Annotated in this window: 12 protein-coding genes; 9 read left to right on the forward strand and 3 right to left on the reverse strand. The window is 32.6% G+C overall.

Going from position 1 to position 22,146, the window contains the following annotated elements:
* The first annotated feature begins 5 nt into the window (after positions 1-5).
* Together J3U20_RS06390 and J3U20_RS06395 are read left to right on the forward strand one after the other, a co-directional pair.
* Positions 6-1,754, forward strand: coding sequence for a hypothetical protein (locus tag J3U20_RS06390; protein ID WP_160542452.1), 1,749 nt, complete (start codon positions 6-8; stop codon positions 1,752-1,754).
* A 71-nt stretch (positions 1,755-1,825) separates the two neighbouring features.
* Positions 1,826-2,047, forward strand: coding sequence for a PspC family transcriptional regulator (locus J3U20_RS06395; RefSeq protein WP_105296274.1), 222 nt, complete (start codon positions 1,826-1,828; stop codon positions 2,045-2,047).
* Here J3U20_RS06395 and J3U20_RS06400 read toward each other — a convergent pair.
* The 3 genes from J3U20_RS06400 to J3U20_RS06410 form a co-directional block, all read right to left on the reverse strand.
* Complete coding sequence (locus tag J3U20_RS06400; RefSeq protein ID WP_160542453.1) at positions 2,042-2,842, reverse strand: rhomboid family intramembrane serine protease; 801 nt, start codon at positions 2,840-2,842, stop codon at positions 2,042-2,044. The genes J3U20_RS06395 and J3U20_RS06400 overlap by 6 nt on opposite strands.
* 127 nt (positions 2,843-2,969) lie before the next feature.
* A complete protein-coding gene (locus J3U20_RS06405; protein WP_160542454.1) occupies positions 2,970-3,830 on the reverse strand; it encodes a DUF2911 domain-containing protein in 861 nt (286 codons plus the stop codon).
* Positions 3,831-3,841: 11 nt separating this feature from the next.
* The gene (locus tag J3U20_RS06410; protein WP_160542455.1) at positions 3,842-5,524 is read right to left on the reverse strand and encodes a glutamine--tRNA ligase/YqeY domain fusion protein; all 1,683 of its coding nucleotides are present in this window, start codon (positions 5,522-5,524) and stop codon (positions 3,842-3,844) included.
* A 178-nt stretch (positions 5,525-5,702) separates the two neighbouring features.
* Here J3U20_RS06410 and J3U20_RS06415 point away from each other — a divergent pair, with 178 nt between their 5' ends.
* The 7 genes from J3U20_RS06415 (at position 5,703) to J3U20_RS06445 (ending at position 22,135) form a co-directional block, all read left to right on the forward strand.
* Positions 5,703-7,259, forward strand: coding sequence for a sensor histidine kinase (locus J3U20_RS06415; protein WP_160542456.1), 1,557 nt, complete (start codon positions 5,703-5,705; stop codon positions 7,257-7,259).
* Positions 7,260-7,266: 7 nt separating this feature from the next.
* Positions 7,267-7,971, forward strand: a complete 705-nt coding sequence (locus J3U20_RS06420) for a response regulator transcription factor (protein WP_160542457.1) — start codon at positions 7,267-7,269, stop codon at positions 7,969-7,971.
* A gap of 120 nt (positions 7,972-8,091) precedes the next feature.
* Positions 8,092-9,456 (forward strand): MATE family efflux transporter, encoded by a 1,365-nt coding sequence (locus tag J3U20_RS06425; protein WP_185150301.1) that lies wholly within the window; start codon positions 8,092-8,094, stop codon positions 9,454-9,456.
* A gap of 176 nt (positions 9,457-9,632) precedes the next feature.
* The gene (locus J3U20_RS06430; RefSeq protein WP_160542458.1) at positions 9,633-16,775 is read left to right on the forward strand and encodes a type I polyketide synthase; all 7,143 of its coding nucleotides are present in this window, start codon (positions 9,633-9,635) and stop codon (positions 16,773-16,775) included.
* A gap of 8 nt (positions 16,776-16,783) precedes the next feature.
* Positions 16,784-21,109, forward strand: a complete 4,326-nt coding sequence (locus J3U20_RS06435) for a type I polyketide synthase (protein WP_160542459.1) — start codon at positions 16,784-16,786, stop codon at positions 21,107-21,109.
* Positions 21,097-21,396, forward strand: coding sequence for an acyl carrier protein (locus J3U20_RS06440; protein WP_105296282.1), 300 nt, complete (start codon positions 21,097-21,099; stop codon positions 21,394-21,396). The genes J3U20_RS06435 and J3U20_RS06440 overlap by 13 nt, the downstream gene beginning before the upstream one ends.
* A complete protein-coding gene (locus J3U20_RS06445; protein WP_160542460.1) occupies positions 21,374-22,135 on the forward strand; it encodes an alpha/beta fold hydrolase in 762 nt (253 codons plus the stop codon). The genes J3U20_RS06440 and J3U20_RS06445 overlap by 23 nt, the downstream gene beginning before the upstream one ends.
* Positions 22,136-22,146 lie beyond the last annotated feature (11 nt).

Below are 22,146 nucleotides of genomic sequence, written 5' to 3' on the forward strand. Positions count from 1 at the left end.
AGTTTATGAATACTCAATATAAAATACTGATTTTAATTTTAATAGCGACTATTTCAACCACATCAGGATATTCTCAAATTAAAGAAGAAATATTAACCATTGGAAAAAAGAAAAATCCGAATGTTAATGTAAAAAATATCGAGAAAAAGAAAACAGATCCGGATAAATATCCACCGTCTAATGAAAACAGTTCAGTAAAAAAAGATTCACTAAATTATACGATTATTGATGTTCCTGCTGTTTCTGAATTTCAAACGTCTCAACTGCCTCCTCAATCCTTAAACACTGATTTCACTAATTCATATTATGACAATCATGCTAAGTTAGGTTATGGAACCAGAAATACAGTACTGGGGGATTTGTATTTTAATTATCCGATAAATAATAATTTGACCGGTATTAAATTGTCTGCACTTTCTACCGATGGTCCTAAAAACAAATACGATTGGAAAACTTCTTCGTCAACAATTGATGCAGAAGCTTTTTACATTTTTAAATTAAAAACGGGGAAATTACATTTTGCGGGAAATTATACCTATAACAGAACTAATTATTACGGTCTTAACACACCGGAAATACATGCAACTCCCCACATGAACTTAAGGCAAAATACCAATCAACTGACATTTAAATCCGATTATGACATGTACAGTAATAATTATTTGGATAAAGCTTCTTTAAAAGCCGGATATATGTGGGACAAATTTGATTCAAATGAAACTTTTGTAGACTTAAAAGCAAAGCTGGCTAAGAGTTCTGAAAATGCAAATCTTATGCTACCCGGTTTAAATTTTGGCGTGGAAGCAGATGTATTGTTTAATTATACTTATACGCATTTTGGATTGAACACAAAAGATAAATATTCATTTTTAACCGCCGGATTTTCTCCTGTGTTACGAATTTCCAGTCAAGGTTCTTATTTAAAAGTGGGTGCTAATATTGCCTATAATGGCGAATTGGAAGGTAATAATACAAAAATTTTCTTCCATCCTAAGGCTGAATTTTTATTCAATGCTGCCAGAGAAATTAATGTATATGCCGGTATAGATGGCGGTTTAAAACTTAATAATATGTCCGACTTATTTTCGGAAAATCCGTATTTATATTCCAATCAATTGTTAAGACCTACCAATATATTATATAAAGTTTATGGAGGGGTTAAAGGGGATATAGATGAAAGCATTAAGTACGAAGCGGAAGGATCATTCAGTAAAGCCGAAAACCTTTATTTTTTCATGAGAAATCCTTATGACCTTACCTTGCCTTCTGTATTAAAGGCCTATAACCGATTAAATACCTTTAATGCTGTGTACGATGATGGTAATATTATTACTGTTAAAGGTGCTTTACAATATTTTTGGACCGGAGATTTGACTATTGGATTGGAAGGAGAATATCATAATTACAATCTGGATGAGCTTAAACATGCTTATAATTTACCAAATTTTAAAGTAGGTTTAGATAGTAATTATAAAACTTTAGAAGATAAATTAAAATTAGAAGCAAAATTATTTTTTACCGGTGAGCGTAAGAGTAATTATTTTTATTACGATCCTGCTTCTTCATCTGTTAGGGAGGGAATAACTACTTTAGACAGTTATGTAGACCTTAATCTCTCGGCTTCTTATAAATTATATAAGAATTTTTCACTATTTGTTAACGGAACTAATTTATTCAGTAAAAATTACGAACGCTTTCAAGGTTATAAAGTCTTAGGAGCTCAAGTATTGGGAGGTATTTTGGTTCAATTTTAGCGAATTGATAATTGTAAATAAAAAATTGTAATTTTTTACCTTATATGTATTAACTTAATAAATACTTTTTTATGATAGAAAAATTACGCACCCTATTTGAAGCAAACGGATTTGAAGTAATTTCACGTGTATCGGAAAAATTCGGAGTACGGGCGTCTAAATTAAGACTTTTATTTATCTATTTGTCATTTATTACTTTAGGTGGAATTTTTGCTTTATATCTTACCGGAGCATTTTTTCTTTGGATTAAAGACAGCATTATCACTAAACGACCTTCGGTTTTTGACCTATAGTTTCTCTTGATTTTTCAAAGAATCTTTTTCATCTTCGTAATGGACATTGTCTGTTTTATTTATCTCCGAAGTCGAATCATATTTCGAAGGATCTTCTTCATGAAAATATTCAGGATATTCCAATTGGTATTCTTGCCAAAGTTTTTCATCATCAGAATGATCATATTCATCCTTATCCCATTGAGGTTTTTCTCTTTTTTTCCCTATTCTTCTCAACATATAAGCTAATATAAACCCGGTTACTGCTCCCGACAGATGACTTTCCCAGGAAATAGGTCGATCATCGTATATGCCTAAAAGTTCTCTGGGAAATATTCCCCAAACTAAACTTCCATATAAAAAAACAACAATTAATGAAACTGCCAGTAAGGTTTTTTCATGCCTGAAAATTCCACTAAAAAAAAGAAATGATGCCAAAACATAGATAATACCGCTGGCTCCTATATGGCAAGATAAAACAGAAGAATTTAGTAAAGAAAAATTGGGTAGTAACCAAACCACAAAACCGGATATAATCCATCCATTTAGTAAAACGAAATAAGCCAATTTTTCATAAAACTGAAAAGTAAAAAATGTTAATACAAATAAAGGAATTGTATTACTGAGTATATGGGTAAGGTTTCCATGAAATAGCGGTGCAAGCAGGACTCCTCTCAATCCTTTTAGCTTAAGAGGTATGATTCCATAACATTCTTTGAAAACCAATAAATTTTGCAATAGAAATACCAACCATATGGCACCGACTAATACGATCGGAACAATAATAGCTTCTCTATGGATCGGAAATTTATGCATTTACCTTATTTATAAATACAAATTTGAACAGATTGTAAAATCCAAAAATTTATCTTCTATAAACTACATACTACTAAAAACGGTAAGAAATCTCTTACCGTTCTGTTTTTTTTTTAACATTAATATTTTATAATATTTTTTTCCATTCTTTAATAGATTCGGTGTTTAATCTAATGTAATCTTTATTACCTTCTTTTTGAGCTCCATCTAAAGATTTCTCAGCTGAATCTATTGCCCCTTTTATATCTCCTAACTTAGCTTGAATTTGCGATTTAACTCTGTAATACCAATAAGGGGATTCTCCTTGCTTTAAATCAATGGCTCTATTGATCCAATTTAAAGCTTTCTTCATATCTCCATTAGACTGTAAATAATAATTGGCTGAAGCATAATAGGCATTAGCATCTGCTCTTGGGTTAGATAATATACCGTCAATACTTGCATTTGCTATTTTTTGTGTCGGTACATGGAAAGTTACATCTACCAAAACCTGATCCCACATAAATTGTAAATGTGCGGAATTATCTGAAAGATTATTTATTCCTATAGTAAATGATTCCACTGATTCTGCCAATTTTTTAACCGGTGCCGTTGTTTTTAAAACCACTTTTTTATCGTCCCATTTTTCAGGTGTTCCCCAATTTTCTGAATCGGAATAAAAAATTACATCCCACGTATCTTCGTAGGGAATTGTATATATTGCATATTTACCTTTAGGAATAGTTTTTCCATCAATCTCAACATCATCCCCAAACTTAATGGTTGTATTTTCATTAGCGCCTGTTCTCCAAACTTGGCCATAAGGTACCAGTCCGCCAAAAATTACCCTTCCTTTTTTATTAGGTCGAGAATATTCATATTCAACATCTGTTAAACCTACCATTTGTTCAACCTCCGCTTTTAAACTTGCTGCCGGAGTTTTTACTTGTTGAGCTTCACTGAAAAGTGAAAAAGAAGAAAGAGCAATTAAAAAAATTATTTTTTTCATAATTTAAAACTTTATTTATTAGCGATTTTCGCCCAGGTATCTTTTAATGTTACAGTTCTGTTAAAAATTAGATGATTTTCTGTTGAATCGTCATCGACTGCAAAATACCCAAGTCTTTGGAATTGATATTTTGTTCCAATTTTTGTACCATTTAAGCCGGGTTCTGCAAAACCATGAATAGTTTTTAAAGAATCCGGATTTAAAAAATTTAAAAAGTCACCTTCTTGCGTATCCGGAGATTCTTCTTTAAATAATCGATCATAGATTCTCACTTCTATAGGTAATGCGTGTTTAACGGATACCCAATGCAAAGTACCTTTCACTTTTCGCATGCTTTCTTCTGTCCCGCTTCCGCTTTTACTTTTATCGTCATACGTGCAATAAATGGTTTGAATTACACCGTTTTCGTCTTTTTCTACAGATTCTGCTTTAATTATATAAGCTCCTTTTAATCGGACTTCTCCTCCTAAGGTCAATCGGAAAAATTTCTTAGGAGCTTCTTCCATAAAATCTTCTCTTTCTATATATATTTCTCTTGAAAAAGGAACTTCTCTTTCTCCTGCATCCTTATTTTCCGGATTGTTTTCAATAGTAACATTTTCTTCAAAATTTTCCGGGTAATTAGTAATTACAACTTTCACCGGATTGACCACAGCCATGACTCTTGGCGCAATCTTATTAAGGTGATCTCGTACCGTGAATTCTAATAAAGCAAAATCAATAATGTTGTCTCTTTTAGCCACTCCTACTCGTTCCATAAAATCTTTAATAGCTTCAGGAGTATATCCTCTTCTTCTCATACCCGATACGGTAGGCATTCGCGGGTCATCCCAACCGGATACATAATTTCCTTCTACTAAACGCAATAATTTTCGTTTGCTGGTAATCGTATAACTTAAATTTAATCTGGCAAATTCACGCTGCTTACTTTTAACTTTTGCCGGATCGTATACTTGATCCAAAAACCATTCATATAAAGGTCGGTGATTTTCAAATTCCAAAGAACATAAAGAATGAGAAACCTGCTCTATGTAATCTGATTCTCCATGTGTCCAATCGTATAAAGGATATATACACCATTCGTTACCGGTTCTTTGATGATGTTTTTTTAAAATACGATACATTACCGGGTCCCTCATATTCATATTCGGAGATTTCATGTCTATTTTTGCGCGAAGTACACAACTTCCTTCCTCAAATTCTCCTTCTTTCATTCTTTGGAAAAGATCAAGGTTTTCCTCTATACTCCTGTTTCTATAAGGACTTTCGATACCTTCTTCAAAAGGATTTTTTTTCTGCTCATTCATCTCTTCTGAAGTCTGATTATCAACATATGCTTTTCCTTCTTTAATTAATTGTATAGCCCACTCATATAACTGTTGAAAATAATCAGAAGCATAACATTCCTTATCCCAAGTATATCCCAGCCATTCTACATCCTTTCTAATCGCGTCAACATATTCTTGATCTTCTTTAACCGGATTAGTGTCATCAAATCGTAAATTAACGGGTACATTATATTTCTGCCCCAATCCGAAATTTATCCATATGGCTTTAATATGGCCTACATGAAGATAGCCGTTAGGCTCAGGTGGAAATCTAAATCTTAATTTCTCTTTAGGAAAACCGTTTTCTAAATCTTCTTCAATTATCTGCTCTAAAAAATTTAAAGATTTTTTTTCTTCTTGGTGCATAATATAATATAGTTATAGACGTACAAATTTAAATCATTTTTAAAATTATTCTCCATATAATATTTTAAACGTAATAAATATTTCTTTAGCTTTATTTTTGATCAGATAAGATTTTAAAAATATTGAAAATTTTCGATATGTCGTAAATTTCATCGGTTAAAATGATTAATTTTGTACTATGAAGGAACGTTTCATCCCTATTTTATCGGGATTAATGACCATCTCCCTTATAGTTTTTGTGGGATTGCAGATTTTTTGGCTGAAACAAGCTATAGATGCAGGTGAACAGGATTTTTCATCTCGTGTATACAAAGCACTAAATAATTCTTCCAAAAAAATTAATACTATAGAGATTAATAAATTTTACAAACCATTTACTAATTTCTATCAAGACATCAATAATCAAAAAGATTCCAGCACCATCCAAACAGCCATGAGTGTTATTGACTCTCAATCTGTTAAATACATCATTTATAAAAAAACAATCGTTAATAAAAAGCCTCTCGTCATTCCTTTTTCAAAAAAAGATACTTTAAAAATCACCAATTTACTAACGGATGAAGGCGTATTAAAAATTAAAAAAGATTCGCTTCAAACCAATATTAAACCGATTGAAAAAAATATTGAAAATAGTTTTGTAAGCCCTAAATTTACCTTAGACGAATTTGCAAGATTGAGTGTAAACCAGATGAGTTTGGAATCCAGGATTAACATGCAGCTAATAGATTCAGTGGTTAGCTTAGAACTTAAAAAGCACAATATTAATACTGAATTTAAATGCGGAGTGCTCAACAATAAACTTAAATTAACTAAAATCCATAGTGATGATTTTATCTTAAGTAATAAGTTTACTCAAAATTACAATGTAGTTTTATTTTCTGACGGAAAAGATAATACCCAATATTATTTATCCGTTTATTTTCCTTCTAAACAATATTCCGTACTAAATCCTATTTTGGGAGCTATTGGGGTAACCATAGCCTCTACTTTGGTCATTATTGCTATATATATTGCTTCCATATATTATATGTCCCAGCAAAAAAAGATTTCTGAAATAAAAACTGATTTCATAAATAATATGTCTCATGAATTTAAAACTCCTATAGCAACCATTAATATTGCTACGGATGCGCTAAATTCGGAGAAAGTTCAATCAGAACCGGAAAAGATGAAATTCTATACTTCTTTAATCAAGCAAGAAAATGATAGAATGAAAAAACAGGTAGAGATGGTTTTGAGAATGTCGAAACTTGAACGAAATGCACTTCAACTGATCCGAAAAGAAACAGATATTCGACAAATCCTGAAAAACAGCATTAAAACTGTTCGGGTACAAGTGGAGCAACGAGGGGGAACAATCAAAGAAGAGTATTTAGCAGATAAATATATTGGAAATGTGGATGGATTTCATCTCACCAATGCTTTTGTTAACATATTAGACAACGCGAACAAATATTCATTGGAAAAACCTGAAATCTCGGTAAAAACTTACAACGATAAAAATGATTACGTAGTTGAAATTTCAGATAAAGGAAAGGGTATGTCTGAAAACGTTATAAAAAAAATATTTGAAAAATTTTATCGGGAAGAAACCGGAAACATACATAATGTAAAAGGTCACGGATTAGGCTTGACCTACGTAAAAAATATTATTAAGTTACATAATGGTGGTATTAAAGTTGTTAGTAAATTACATAAAGGAACCACTTTTATTGTACGTATTCCTCTAAATTAAAAATATCATGGATAAAAAAGTAAAGCTATTATTAGTAGAAGATGATCCAAGTTTTGGTGCTGTTTTAAAAGATTACCTCTCTATTCACGATTACGATGTAACCCTATCTGTTGATGGTGAGGATGGGTTAGAAAAATTTAAAGCAGACAATTTTGATATTTGTCTCTCCGATGTAATGATGCCGAAAAAAGACGGCTTTACATTAGCTAAAGAAATTATTGACATTAATCCGGATGTTCCGATTATCTTTTTAACAGCTAAAAATATGCGTGAGGATATTCTTACCGGATATAAACTTGGCGCTAATGATTATATAACTAAACCATTTGATTCTGAAGTTTTATTGTATAAAATTAATGCCGTTCTTCAAAGGAATTCCAATTCTTCCGTTAATTCTGAAAATGAAGACAAAGAAATTTATGAAATTTCCAATTTTAAATTTAATACCAAATTACGACAATTAGAGGTTAACGGTAAAATGCATAAATTATCTCCTAAAGAGAATGAGCTTTTAAAACTTCTTTGCAAGTATAAAAATGATCTTATGCCAAGAGAAGAAGCCTTAACTAAAATTTGGCATAATGATAATTATTTCACTTCTCGCAGCATGGATGTTTACATTGCTAAAATCAGAAAATTACTTAAAAATGACGACAATGTAGAAATCGTAAATATTCATGGAGAAGGTTTTCGCTTATTAGTGAAAGATTAATCTTTCTCAAAAACTATATGGAATAGATTATTAATCTTCATAAAAAAGATTAATAACCTATTCTTTTCCTTTACTTAACTAACTATTTTATTAAAAAACAGACGATCTTAATTATTACGAATGGAGGCTATAGATAAATCTCAAAACATCTCAGAGCTGGAGAATGAAAAACCCGGCAAACTTATTTGGAAATATGCCGTTCCGGCTATTGTAGGAACTATAGTAATTGCTTTATACAATATTATTGACAGTATTTATATAGGTCATGGAGAAAATTTGGGAGATCATGCTATAGGAGGACTGGGAGTTCTTCTTCCCATAATGAACCTTATCTCAGGAATAGGTATGCTGGTTGGAGCCGGAGCGTCAACACGTACCTCAATTTTTCTAGGCCAAAAAGATATGAAATCTGCCAATATTGTATTGGGAAATTCCATCTTATTAGCTACCGCATTAACTTTCTTGTTAATCATAGGTATGTATGCCTACATGGACCCGATACTTATTGGTATTGGAGCTACTCCTCAAACATTCCCATTTGCAAAAGAATTTTTACTCTATTATCTTCCGGGAAATATATTTTTAACGGTTAATTATGCTCTCAACAGTATCATGCGAGCATCAGGATATCCTAAAAAAGCCATGTATATGATGCTTATTGGAGTTGTCGCCAATATTATTTTGGCTCCCATCTTTTTATTTGTATTGAAATGGGGAATGAAAGGTGCTGCCATAGCAACCAATATTTCCATGGCGATAGGCTTGGGTGTCGTTTTAAAACATTTTTTTAATTCTAGTTCCATTGTATATTTTCACTGGAAAAGTTTAAAACCCAATTATAAGATCATTTGGTCCATAATTAATGTGGGGTTTGCTCCTTTTTTCATGTTACTTGCTGCATCTGTTGTTGTTTTATTCATAAATAACAGGCTTAATGTTTACGGAGGCAGCACAGCCATAGAAGCTTATACCATAGCCAATCGCCTGATCATGATATTTATAATGGTAATAGTAGGTTTAACCCAAGGAATGCAGCCTATTATAGGTTATAATTTCGGTGCTGAAAATATGAATAGAGTTAAGGACACGTTAACTTACAGCCTTAAAACCGGATTTTTTATTGGATGTCTAGGGTTTTTATTCGGTTTTTTATTTCCTGAACTTGTTGTTAAACCCTTTAATCCTTCCCCAAAATTAGCAAAAGAAGCATCTTTAGCTTTACAAATAATGACCATTACTTTACCATTAAGCGGTATACAAATGGTTATATCCAATTTTTTCCAATGTATTGGAAAAGCTGTTATTGCTTTTATTTTAAGTATGAGCAGACAATTCTTACTACTTGTTCCCTCATTATTTATTCTACCTAACTACTTAAATTTAAATGGGGTGTGGTACTCTATCCCCTTATCCGATACAATCTCTACTATTTTAGCAATAATTATCTTTTTTTGGCAGGTTCGCAAGATCAAAAACTTAATATAAATTAATATTAACAAAATGTTAAAATTATTCTTTTTTTGATTATATTTGCGATTCGATTTCCCCCTTTAATTATAAGGGGAATATGTTTAGTTAATACTATATGTGATCCTAGATTATCTTAAGTAGTAAAAAACATTGATAAGTTAAATATTTACTAAATACAATTTTTTTAAGCCATGCAAGAAAAAAAAGAGTTATTTGTTCTTTCTCCTTTTGAATTACCTGACGTTGATCTAGCCTTAAAAACTATTAAAACCGGGGCTTTTCCAATCCTACATTTAGGAAGAGATAAAAACAAAGCTATTCAAAGTTTAAATGAACTTTCTGAAAAAACAAGAGAATCATTTGGTGTATGTTTTGTGTCAGAATCAATGGCTGACCTTACACTTCCTGAAAATGTAACAAAAATATTTATTCCTTTTAATTTTAAAATTTCTGTTAAAAAAAATATAGAAATTTTTCATCAAGTTCACTCATTGGATGAAGCAGAAGAAGCCATCAATAAAGGGGTAGAATCAATTATATTAAAAGGAAATGAAGGAGCAGGAAAAGTGGCTTATGAATCCTCATACGTTCTTTTTCAAGGAATCAAAAACAAGCACAAAAAATTAAAAACTAAAATTTACATACAAGGAGGAATGGGTATTCATACCTCTGCTGCTGCCTTAGCAATGGGGGCACAAGGTATAATACTTGATAGTCAAATCGCTCTTTTTCCAGAATGTAGTATATCTAAAGATTTAAAAAATATTTTTAACAAGCTGAGTGGAAGCGAAACTGTTATTATCGACAATTTCAGAATCTTACTTAGAAAAAATTCACCGGAATTACCAATACAAGCAAAATATGAAGATATTTTACCTTTTTTAGGCGGCCTGGATCTTTCTCAAAATATAATTCCTATGGGGCAGGATATTTGCTTATCCGTGGATTTTGTAGAACGATACAAAAAGCTTGAAAATTTAATTATAGCTTTTCAAGAAGCTGCCTATGGGCATTTATTGCAAGCTAAAAATTTAAATATAATCGGAGAGAACAGCCCTCTTGCGAAAGAATTAGGAACCAGATTTCCAATCGCTCAAGGTCCTATGGCCCGAGTTAGTGACGTACCTGAATTTGCTGAAAAAATTGCCAATGAAGGTGGGGTTCCATTTATAGCAATGAGCTTGATGATTGGACAAGCAGCTAAAGATGCTGTTGAAAAAACACATGCTCTATTAAAAGATAAGGCTTGGGGAGTAGGTATTTTAGGTTTTGCTCCGGCACCATTGCGCGAAGAGCAAATGAAATACATCCTCGAAAATAAACCTCCTTTTATTATCATTGCAGGTGGAAGACCTTCATTAGCTAAACCTTATGAAAAGGAAGGTATCAAAGCATTTTTACATGTACCATCTGTATCATTACTGGACATGTTCTTAAAAGAAGGTGCCAGAAATTTCATTTTTGAAGGAAGAGAAAGCGGTGGACATGTTGGCCCTTTACCTAGTATGGTTCTTTGGGAAAAACAAATCTATCGTTTATTAAAAGACGACCAACCAAGTACATTAAATATATTCTTTGCAGGAGGAATTCACGATGCATTTTCTTCTGCATTTATCTCTATTATGTCTGCATCCTTAGCAGCAAAAGGAGCTAAAATTGGTATATTAATGGGAACTTCTTACTTATTTACAAAAGAAGCTGTTGAAACGGGTGCTATCTCAGATGAATATCAAAAACAATCCGTAGCACATGATAAAACCGTTTTACTAGAAGCGGCTCCAGGTCAAGAAACCAGAGCTCTACCTACCCCTTTTACCAAATTATTCGATCAAGAAAAACAACGATTATTTGCAGAAGGTTTGGATTCCAAAGAAGTTTGGTTGAAACTTGAAGAAATGAACTTGGGACGTCAAAGAATTGCTGCAAAAGGAATTGAAAGACAGGGTAAAGAACTTATCAAACTATCCAATGAAGATCAGTTAAATAAAGGGGTATTTATGATTGGACAGGTTGGTGCATTAAGAGGCAATTCAACTACCATAAAAGAACTCCACAAAGACGTAGCAATAGAAAACAATAAAGTTCTTTCAAAATTAGAAAACCTTACAGAACCAACTAAAGAACCTAGTGGTTCTAAATTGGCAATTGTAGGTATGGCAGGTATTTTTCCTCAAGCCCAAACGTTAGAGGAATACTGGAAAAATATTTTGTCCGGTAAAGATTGTGTTACCGAAGTTCCTGATGACCGATGGAATAAAGAACTTTTCTATAACCCCGACACCAGAGATACTGATTTCGTTTCCTCTAAGTGGGGTGGTTTTATACCAACCATAGATTTTGATCCGTTAGAATTTGGTATCCCTCCTCAATCACTAGCTTCTATAGAACCGGTGCAGTTATTAAGCCTTTTAGTGGCTAAAAGAGCATTGGAAGATGCCGGTTATGACATGAAAACTTTCGATGGAGAAAATACATCTGTTATCATCGGTGCTGAAGGAGCAACCGAATTAGCTTCAAGTTATGGGTTTAGAGGATATGCTAAACAAGTTTTCGGAGATCTTCCTGAGGAACTTAAAAATATGCTTCCTAAACTTAATGAAGATTCCTTCCCGGGGGTTTTATCCAATGTGGTGGCCGGTAGAATTACCAACAGGTTAAATTTAGGGGGTACCAACTATACTGTTGATGCTGCCTGTGGTGCATCTCTTGCAGCAGTAGATATAGGATGCCAAGAATTACAAAATTACAGAACAGACATTGCCATCATAGGGGGAGCAGATTTACATAATGGTTTAAATGACTTTTTAATGTTCTCTGCAACACATGCCTTATCAAGAAAAGGAAAATGTGCTTCCTTCGATGCTAATTCTGATGGAATTGCTTTAGGAGAAGGAATTGGAATGATTGTGGTTAAAAGATTGGAAGATGCAGAACGCGATGGAGACAGAATCTATGCCGTAATAAGAGGAACAGGTGCCAGCAGTGACGGTAAAAGCTTAGGTATGACCGCTCCAAATAAAAGAGGTCAGATGAAAGCTCTACAAAGAGCCTATAAACATGCAGGTGTTTTGCCTTCAGAAGTTGAATTAATTGAAGCTCATGGAACAGGAACTGTTGTAGGTGATAAAACAGAATTAAGCGCATTGACTGAAATGTTTTTAGAGTCCGGAGCTTTAGTGGGACAAACTCATTTAGGGTCTGTAAAAACTCAAATCGGACATACTAAATGTGCTGCCGGTATGGCCGGATTGATTAAAACGGCTTTAGCAACCTATTACGGTATACAACCGCCGACCATCAATTTAACTAATCCGAATGCTTTTTATAACAAAGAAAGCAGTCCGTTTAAATTTAATACTAAAGCGGGAATCTGGAGCAGTGAAAGAAGAATATCCGGTGTAAGTGCGTTTGGTTTTGGTGGAACCAATTTCCATGTTGTAATGGAAAATTATAAATCAGAAATTCCTACTACAAGCAGCTTAACTTCTTGGCCTTCCGAATTATTTGTTTTCAAAGGAGATAACTTACAAGAAGCCAAACAAATTGCTCAAAAAGTTAAAAATTTAATTGAAATAAACAGTTCTCTAAACTTAAAAGATATAGCTTATAGTTTAGCAACTGATAACAATAAAGATATTCAAGCTTCTATAGTAGCTTCCAATACTATTGAATTAAAAGATAAAATTGAATCTCTTCTTTCCAATAAAGAAGAAGCGGGAATTTATCTAAGGGATCCTAAGGAAGGTAAAGTTGCCTTTTTATTTTCAGGACAAGGAAGTCAAAGAATTAATATGGCTCGTGATCTTTTTGTGGCATTTCCAGCTATGAGATCCTTATTAATTCAAAATACAGAGGTTGAAAAAATATTATTCCCTCATGCAGTTTTTGATGATGAAAGTAAGAAATTACAGCAAACTACGATCACAAAAACTCAAAATGCACAACCATCATTAGGTATCGTTGATTATGCGATCGCTAGTTTTTTACGATCTTTAGAAATTGAACCGGATATGGTTGCAGGACACAGCTATGGAGAACTTCCTGCGCTTTGTTTTGCAGGAGTATTCAAACCTGAAGAATTAGTTTCTTTAAGTAGAAAAAGAGCCCATGCAATTTTAGATGCTGTTGGACAAGATAAGGGTAAAATGATTGCATTAAATCTACCGGAAGTAGAAATAAAATCATTACTTGAAGGAGAAAAAGAAGTTTGGGCCGTAAACTTCAATTCTATCAAACAAACCATTCTTGCCGGTTCTACTGCTGCAATGACTGAGTTTTTGAAGAAACTTACGGATAAGAAAATCACTTACAGAGAATTGGCCGTAGATTGTGCTTTCCACAGTCCACTATTGAATAAATCTAAAGATTTATATTTGAAAGAGCTTTCTTCTGTTGATTTTACTTCTCCGACGTTGTCCATATGGTCTAATACAACTGCAGAACTATACCCTTCCAAACCTGAAGAAATTAAAAATCGTTTAGCTGAGCATTTAATTAATCCAGTATACTTTACCAAAGAGGTTACGAATATGTATGCAGAAGGTGCGCGAGTATTCATTGAAACCGGTCCGGGTAAAGTTCTCATAAATCTTGTTCAATCTACTTTAGGTGCTCAAGAAATTACTACAATTCAAACCGAAGAAAAAGAAAAAGAAGGAATTACCTTTTTACTTAATGCATTAGCTAAATATATAGCAACCGGAAGAAATATAAATCTTGAGAAATTATTTGAAGGTAGAAAAGTTACTACAATAAATTTTGATGATCCGGAAAAATATAAAAAGAGAGCTACAAACTGGCTTATCAATGGCCATTATGCTATTCCTTCCGTAGGAAGTCTTCCTCCCAACGGAGCACTTCCAATTAGCAAACCGATAAATTTAAATTTTGGAGCTATTTCCGATACTTATACCATGAATAACAATCTTACTCAAGCGGATCATGTTATCCTTGAATATTTAGGAAACATGAGATCTATGATACAAAACCAAAGAGACGTCATGTTAGGATACTTTGGTCAAAATCCAACAACTATTGCTGCTCCTCAAGCAACAACAACTATTCAAGTGCCTACTCAAAGCAATCAAATTGCTACTCCTCAACCAACGGTAGTTGTTCCGGCTCAAGTCGCCGTACCGGTACATACGGTTGCTCAAAGTTCAGCTCCTGCTTTATCAATTCAAGTAATCAAAGACACTTTGCTTGATACAGTAAGTGAAAAAACAGGATATCCTATTGATATGCTAGGTTTAGACATGGATCTGGAGGCCGACTTAAGTATAGATTCCATTAAAAGAATGGAAATCATTGGAGCTTTAAAAGAAAAATTAAAAATCAATGCTGATTTTGAAGAATCTGAAGATGCTATCGAAAAAATGGCTTCTATTAAAACACTTAGCGGGGTTATCGGATGGGTTGAAGAATTAGTAAAATCAGATCAACCCGTATCTCAAGAAGTTACTGTAGCTACAAATATATTACCTGCAGCAACTCCAAGTGCTAAGAAAGAAGCCCTTTCTTTGGAAGTGATTAAAGATGCTCTCCTTAATACCGTAAGTGAAAAAACAGGATATCCAATTGATATGTTAGGTTTGGATTTAGATTTAGAAGCTGATTTAAGTATCGATTCCATTAAAAGAATGGAAATAATTGGAGCATTACGAGAAAGATTAAATATTACTTCTGATTTTGAGGAATCTGAAGATGCTATCGAAAAAATGGCCTCTATAAAAACATTAAACGGGGTTATCGGATGGATTGAAGATTTAGCAAATGGGGATTCTCCAGAAAAAACAGACAAGCAAATTGCAGCTTCACCGGCTGTAAATGAAATATCTTTTGATGCTGAATCAATTTCAGAATTAGAAAAAAACCTTGATTCAGCTAAAGACGAACCTCTTTTAAGAACTCGTTTTGAACTTGAAAAATATCCAATTAATGGATCAGATAAAATACAAATAGAAGGCAAAAAATTTGCAATTACTGATGATGGAAAATCTATGGCTAAAGATCTTAAAAAAGCTTTAGAAGCAAAAGGAGCTACAGTAGATATCATTTCAGACAGTAATACAAATCTTTCAAACTACGACGGTCTTCTTATTCTAGAGGTTTCAGAATCATCTAAGCATTATACTATTAAAGATGCTTTTACTCTTATAAAAAGTGCTGATATGGATCGTATTCAATGGATCTATAGCTTCAGTGACCTGATGGGTGATTTAGAAGGTAAAAAAGATATCAAAGAATTAAAGAAAATTCAAGGTTTTCCGGGATTAATCAAAAGTTTAGCTCGTGAATATTCTAAAATAAATTGTAGAGCTATTATATCTAATACTGTATTTACTTCTAAAAATTTAACGGAAATAGTTTTAAATGAAATACAAACAAAAGACATTTCTGCTGAAGTCATTTATAAAGATACCGAACGTTTTCGTCTTAATTTAGTACCTGAAGCTCTTGCTGTAAATGGAAGCTCTAAATTAGACCTGGATCAAGAATCTGTAGTACTTGTTTTAGGAGGTGCTCAAGGAATTACCGCTGAATTAACTAATCAACTTTCATCTGAATATCCTTGTCATTATACTTTGGTAGGACGTTCCGCTAAACCTACTGATGAAGATAAAAAATACATTTCATTAAAAGATAAAAATGAAATCCGTAAATATCTTATCAATGAAGAGCAAATGAAAACTCCTACAGAAATAGAGAAAAAAGCTCAAAAAATTGATAAAACCAATCAAATTATACAAACCATCGCCCAAATTGAAAAGTCAGGTTCTAAAGTAACATATGTTTCTTTAGATGTAACAGATGAAAAAGGACTAAGGAAATTTATAAAAGATACGTACAAACAATACGGTAGAATTGACGGATGCATTCATGCAGCAGGACTTTTAGTTGATAAGTTATTTACACATAAAACCCTTGAAGCATTCGAACAAGTTTATTCTACTAAAATAAATCCTTTACACGTACTGTTAGACGAACTTCATAGTGATATTAAATTCATTATTTTCTTCAGCAGCATCGCTTCTGTATACGGTAACAGAGGACAAACTGATTATGCTGCAGCCAACAGCGTGTTTGACATGACTTCGTGGGCTATCCAAGGAAAAACCAACGCCAGAGTTTTAGCTATTAATTGGGGACCTTGGAAAGGAGCAGGAATGGTATCCAGCTCTTTGGAAAATGAATTTAATAAAAGAGGTGTTGCTATGATTCCTTTAAAACAAGGAGCTCGTGAATTCGTTAACGAATTAAAATATGGTAATGATAACCAAGTTTTAATTATGGGAGGAAGTGATCAAGGAGTTAAACAATTTTTCGGAATCTGAGTATAACTATGAAAGATACAGATATTGCAATTGTAGGAATGTCTTGTTTCCTTCCAGGAGCAAATAATATCAATGATTTTTGGAACAATTTATTGAAAGGAACTTCTTCCATAACCGAGGTTCCTGAAGAAAAAATTGATTCAATCTACTTTAAAAATAATTTAAATAAATTAGATCATATTTATTGTAATAAAGGAGGATTTATTCCTCCTATTACAATTGATCCATCTAAAATAGGAATAACATCGGAACAGGTACAGCATTTAGACCCTACTCAGCTTTTAGTAATAAAATTAGTCTATCAAGCATTAGAGGATGCTTCTGTATTTGAAAAAAATATTTCTTTAAAGAAATCTTCAATTATAATCGGAAAAGAAAATTACATTAGTTCCAATGACTTAAAATGGATCGATATTGTTCGTACCAGTGAGCAACTTGCTTTAGCCATTAAAAATATACTTCCGTCCATTTCCGATCAAGACATTGAAAAAGTTAAAGAGGCTTTTCAAAAGGATAAAGGGGCTCAAGAAAATAAATTACAACTTGAACATACGACAAAGTCAATTGCGGGAATAGTTTCCTCTCATTTTAATACTGAAGGAACTGCCTATACCATCGATGCATCCGAAGTAAGTTCTTTACTTGCCGTAGAACAATCAATACAGGAATTACTTGCTAATAAGGTCGAAATTGCAATCGCCGGAGGTATGCAATTTAGCCAAAATTCTCCTTATTGGAGTGTGTTTTCAAAATCGGGTTTATTATCTCATAAACAAGAAATTAAACCTTTTAATGAAGACGCTGACGGTATTTTATTAAGCGAAGGAGCCGGATTTATTGTACTAAAAAAATTAAGTAAAGCTCTTTCCGATAATGATCGTATCTATGCTGTAATTAAAGGGGTGGGAATTGCTTCCAATAGAAATAATTTTTCAAACGGACAAAAAACTGCTATTCAGGAGGCTTGGAAAAATGCAAAAGTTAAGGCTGAAAATATCGGATATATAGAGGCTAACGGCACAGCTATTAAAAGCGATGATAAAATTGAGATTGATGTGCTTTCTGAACTATTCAAGGATGGAAAAGTTTTAATCGGATCGGTAAAATCCAATATCGGACATACTCTTTCTGCGTCAGGTATGGCCGGTTTAATTAAAACTGCACTTTCTTTATATAATAAGAAAATTCCTGTAACTCTGAATTGTGAAAATCCTAATAATTCACTAAAAAATACACAAATTTCACCTGTTACTGAAATAATCGATTGGAATGAAAAAGAAATTCCGTTGCATGCAGGGGTTAGCGCATTTGGTATTGACGGTATGAGTGCACACGTTGTTTTACAGGCACATAGTCATGCCGAGGAAAACAACTCTTCAATTCCGGTTTTTGACAACGAAGCGATTGCTATTTCCGCTTCATCTAAAGAGGCGTTAATTGAAGCTTTAGATAAAAGAGATTTTTCCTTATCTGATCCAAACGGTACTTATCGATTAGTTCTTTTTAATCCGACATCGGATCGTATTGAAAAAGCTAAAAAATTAATTTCAAAAGATAAGCCTTGGAAAGGAAGACAAGATATTTGGTTCTCAAACAAACCTCTTTTAAGAAATAATGAAAAAATAGCTTTCTTATTTCCGGGATTCGATCCTTCATCTAATCCGGAAGTAGAAAGTATTGCAAAATATTTTGGGTATAAAATACCTAAAGAAAGAATTACAGGTAATTTATTACTTGACCAGTCTTTTAAACAATTTCACGGAGGTGAAATTATAGACGGAGCGTTAAAAAAAATGGGTATAATACCCGATTTAACTGCAGGGCATAGTTTAGGAGAATGGTTCGCAGCAAAATCAGGTGGTCTGGTTTCTGATGAATCCGTTGAAAATTTATTAAATTCAATGGATCCGGAAAAATACAATATGGACGATGTGTATTTTATCGCCGTAGGTGCCGGTACAGAAACAGTAAATCCCATTTTAGATGGAATCCAGGATCTTTACCTGTCCAATGATAATTGTCCCAACCAAGTTCTTTTGTGTGGAACAGAAACAGCAAAAGATCAATTAATACAAATCTTAAAATCTAAAAGTATATTTTATCAAGTTTTAGATTTTAAATCGGGCTTTCATTCACCATTCCTAAAAAAGAAGCTTTATTTACTGGACGATCTTAATTACATTAAGATCGAAAAAAATGACATTCCGGTTTGGTCGGCCACTACCCTAGATGTTTACCCGCATGATTTTGAATCTTTCAAAGAATTAACCATGCAACATCTAACTCAAGCCGTTCTTTTTCGTGAATTAATTGAAAAATTATATGAAAAAGAAAATGTTAGATTTTTTATACAAATAGGAAGTGGAAGTTTAATTGGTTTTGTGGATGATATTCTTAAAAATAAAGAATATGCTGCAATATCGGCTACAGTTCCTAAACTTTCAACTTTGGAACAATTGAGAAGGGTACTTTCTTTATTATTCATTGAAGGTAAAGAAATTAATACTTCTTTCATAGGTCTTAAAAATAAGGAAACTTCTTCTATCGAAGAAATTCAAGTTTCTGAAAACCAATCTTTGGTAAAAAACTTTCCTTTATTACAGGAATTATCCAATAAATATAAAATTCAAACTACCGAATCAGATTCTATAAATTCTCTTTTCATTAAATCCAATCATCCGGTTATTCAAGCGATGAATGAGTATACTCAAGAACTTATTCTCATGCAAAAGGAATTTACTGAAATGGTTGAAACAAGAAAAGCATTTGCATCAAATTCTGATTATTTAGTTACTGATTTTGTACCCTTAAAAGAATATGCTCCTCAACCAATTATTCCAAATACGGTTACTCAAGAGATAAAAGTTGGAAGTTCTTTTGAAGAAAAATTAGATATCGACTTAAAGAATTATCCTTATATAATAGATCATTCTTTATTCAGACAACCTAAAAATTGGAAAGTTGTTGAAGATATGTGTCCGGTTATACCAATGACCATGACTTTTGAGTTGTTAATAGAAGCGGCTCATAAACAAAACTTAAATAAAAAAGTTCTTCGTTTGGGACCTGTAAGTGTTTTCCAATGGATGAAAGTATATAAACCTTTCCAACATACCATTGAAGGAACTTGGAAAACTGAAAATGTAGTTTCTTTGAAAATCAAAAATTTCGCAAATGGAGATGTAACTTTAGGCGATGCATATCCAAGTGTAGACCCTGCTTATCTTGAAAATATTGATTTTGGAGAAAATGCGGTAGCTCTCCCTACTCCGGAAATTATTTATAAAGATCATATGTTCCATGGTCCCGGATATCAAGGTATTTTAGAAGTTACAAACATTTCTAAAAAAGGATTAAGAGCCATTGTTAAGAAATCTTTTGGTAAAGGTTCTTTAATGGATACTATTGGTCAACTTTATGGCTTATATCTTCAATTGATGTTAGAGGGAGAATCTAAAGTTAGTTTTCCGGTAAAAATTGAAGAAATTAATTTTTATCAAGATGTAGAAGATCAAGAAGGAATTTTTGAATGTATTTGTCTTCCTACCTCCTATGTAGATAAATTGGCAACTGCCGATATTATCATGAAACGCGACGGAAAAATTTGGTGTATAATTAAAAATTGGAAAAATCAAATATTTGAAGGTTTTGACACCAGACTATGGAATACGAATATGAGTCCGGCGGATCATATTTTGGCAAATGAAGTAGCACCGAATGTTTATTTCTTCGATGACCGATATAAAAAAGCTGTTAATCAAGATTTCTTGATGCATATATATTTAAACACTGAAGAAAAACGTCGATATGATTCTTTAATGTTAAATAAGAAAAAAGATTTCTTAATCAGTCGTGTATGTGTAAAGGATAGTGTTAGAGATTACATCAATAAACAAAATGGTATAAAATATTTCCCTATTGAATTTTCTATTCAGCACGACGAAAAAAATAAGCCATCCATACACGGGGTTCCGGAAACTAAGTCATTAGAAATTTCAATTGCTCATAAAGGAAGCAATACGGTAAGTATGGTATCTAATAAGCCGGTAGGGATTGATATAGAAACCATTGAGGAACGTGACAAAGGCTTTTTAGATATTGCATTCACAGATAAAGAACTTACTCTTATTAAATCAAAAGAAAATATTGCAGAATGGAGCACTCGTTTTTGGGTGGCTAAAGAAGCCTATGGAAAAATGCTTGGTGTTGGATTAAACGGAAATCCTAAGCAATATGAAGTAACATCTATTGATGGTGAAAATTTAACTATCAATGAAACTATAATAAAAACAATTAAACATAATAATAAATTCATAATCGGATGGACTCTATAGAAAAACAAAAAGAAACTATTTTTGAATCACTTAAAAAATTTATTACTGAAGTAATTGGCGAAGACGTAGCGGAAGAATTAACTATTGAGCCGGAAAGTGTTTTTACCAGAGATTTGGAAATGGACAGTATTGAAATTGTTTCATTTGCGGAGAAAGTAAAAGCTACCTATGGTGACAATATAGATTTTAATGGATGGTTATCAGGTATGGATATGGATCAATTAATCAATTTATCAATCAACGATGTTGTTAATTATATTGTAGATGCCAATAATTCAGATAAATAACAGAAAAACTCACATCTTAGAACTCAATCCGGAAGCTTCCGAAACAATTGTAATGGTTCATGGTATGTTTACCAATTTATCCATATTTTATTTTAATATAGCTCCGGAACTTGCTAAAAAATATCACGTGGTTATGTATGATTTACGTAGCCACGGCCTTAGCGGCAAAATTGATAATGGATATGATTTAGAAACTCTTTCTAATGATTTGTTGGATCTTTTGAATCATTTAAATTTATCGAAAGTTGATCTTGTAGGCTATAGTTTTGGTGGTTTAATAGCTTTATATACTGCAATTCATCATCAGGATAAAATAAAAAAACTTGCTATTATCGATTCTCCTATTACAGATAAAAATGGAGATACAGAGCAAATTCTTGAAAAATATGGTAATGAGTATATCGAACACTATATGAAAAATTATAGTATTTCAACAAATATTACTCCTAATAACAAACAGCTTGAAAAAAGTAAAAAATTATTTGATTTTCTACTTCATGAAACTTCGATGCCTCAAGATTTAATAAAGGATAAAAATTTTTCAACAGAAAAAAATATGAGTCTCATAAAAAATAAAACGTTATTACTTTATGGGAATGAATCGGATTGTTTACCGGATGGGAAGTTATTAAATACCTATATTCCTGATTCAACCTTATTTTCAGGAACAGGAGATCATAACATTCCAATTCAAAACCCTGAATGGATTAACGAAAAACTGAGTGAATTTTTTACTTAATAAATTAATTA

The sequence above is a fragment of the Apibacter sp. B3919 genome (assembly GCF_026537405.1).
Taxonomy (GTDB): Bacteria; Bacteroidota; Bacteroidia; order Flavobacteriales; family Weeksellaceae; genus Apibacter.